Consider the following 1254-nt stretch of genomic DNA (forward strand, 5'->3'; position numbering starts at 1 on the left):
TTACTCAACTGTAACTGACTTAGCGAGATTTCTTGGTTTATCAACGTCACAGCCCTTTTCAACTGCTGTATAGTATGCAAGGAGCTGTAGAGGTATTACAGAAAGTACAGGAGCAAGTATTGGAAGGGTTTTAGGAATATATACTACTTGATCTACAACCTTCTCAAATTCCTCTTTACCTTCAAAAGTAAGTCCTATGACCTTTGCTCCCCTTGTCACAACTTCCTTTATATTGCTTACCATCTTTTCAAACAGGTCTTCCTGAGTTGCAAGGGCAATCACAGGCACACCCTTATCAATGAGGGCAATGGTTCCGTGTTTTAGCTCTCCTGCAGCATAAGCCTCTGAATGGATATAGGATATTTCCTTAAGTTTAAGTGCTCCTTCAAGTGCTACTGCAAAATCAAGTCCTCTTCCAAGGTAATAAATATCCGGATATCCGTGGTTTTTATCTGCAAATTTTTGAAGCTCTTCCTTCCTTTCAAGAAGTTTTTCAGCCTTTTCAGGAAGTTTAAGCATTTCATCCCTTATAGCTCTGTATTCCTCCACTGTTATTTTACCGTTTAGCCTTGCAAGGTAAAGGGCAATAATATACAAAGCTATTAGCTGAGTTACATATGCCTTTGTTGAAGCAACTGCAATCTCTGGGCCAGCCCATGTATATAATATATCGTCGGCCTCCCTTGCAGCTGAGCTTCCAACGACGTTTGTAACGGCTATAACCCTTGCTCCAAGGTTTTTAGCCTCTCTAAGCGCTGCCAGGGTGTCTGCTGTTTCACCTGACTGGCTTATGACTATCGTTAAGGTGTTCTTATCTATAATTGGGTTTCTATATCTAAACTCAGATGCAATTTCAACCTCAACGGGTATCCTTGCAAGCTTCTCTATTACATACTTGCCTACTATGCCTGCATGATAAGCTGTACCACAGGCAACTATAAATATCTTATTGATATTTTTTAAATCCTCTGCGGTAAGCTTTATGTCATCAAGCTTTATTTCATCCGAGTCTGCCATGATCCTCGATGTCATCGTATCCCTTATTGCCTTTGGCTGCTCGTGGATTTCCTTTATCATAAAATGCTCATATCCACCCTTTTCAGCAGACTCAGCATCCCACGTTACATGGAAGATTTCCTTTTGAACAGGAAGCCCTTCCTTTGTCATAACTTCAACCTTATCCCTTGTTAAAACAACTATTTCTTTATCGTTTAAAAGATATACATCCCTTGTATGGGCGAGTATTGCAGGAAT

At 40.3% G+C, this 1254-nt stretch carries 1 protein-coding gene; it reads right to left on the reverse strand.

Annotated features, from left to right (window positions below; translation table 11 throughout):
- Window positions 1-1254 (reverse strand): glutamine--fructose-6-phosphate transaminase (isomerizing) (glmS, locus tag EDD71_RS15085; RefSeq protein ID WP_133629525.1); only part of this gene is annotated, 1254 nt, incomplete at its 5' end.

Origin of the sequence: Fonticella tunisiensis, from assembly GCF_004364155.1 — a bacterium.
GTDB classification, from domain to species: Bacteria; Bacillota; Clostridia; order Clostridiales; family Caloramatoraceae; genus Fonticella; species Fonticella tunisiensis.